This window comes from Aquabacterium parvum, from assembly GCF_001447195.1.
In the GTDB taxonomy this organism is placed as follows: domain Bacteria; phylum Pseudomonadota; class Gammaproteobacteria; order Burkholderiales; family Burkholderiaceae_C; genus Aquabacterium; species Aquabacterium parvum.
On record NZ_LFRI01000569.1, the window covers coordinates 1 to 273 of the forward strand.

Annotated in this window: 1 protein-coding gene; it reads left to right on the forward strand. The window is 56.8% G+C overall.

Features of this window, described 5'->3' with window-relative positions; translation table 11 throughout:
- Positions 1–73 precede the first annotated feature (73 nt).
- A partial coding sequence (locus ABG80_RS20720; RefSeq protein ID WP_152987777.1) for a hypothetical protein occupies positions 74–273 on the forward strand: 200 nt, incomplete at its 3' end.

Sequence of the window (273 nt, forward strand, 5' to 3'; positions counted from 1 at the left end):
CGCAGTTTCCCTTGCCTGCGATCTGACTTCCTCCTAGAATCCAAAGCATCCGCTTTTGGATTTTGGAGGAATCATGAACTTTGACGAAGTAATCCAGCTTCAGGTGCTGAAGCTCAAGGCCCTGAGCCACGGTGCCGACATGGGCCGGCTGGTCGATCAGGCCATTGATCAAGGCCAGCTCACCGAGCTGCGCCAGATGTGCGCCAAGGTGCATCCCTCGCTGATCGAGCGCCTCGATCAAGTGACGAACCTGCTCGACATGAGCAAGCGCGA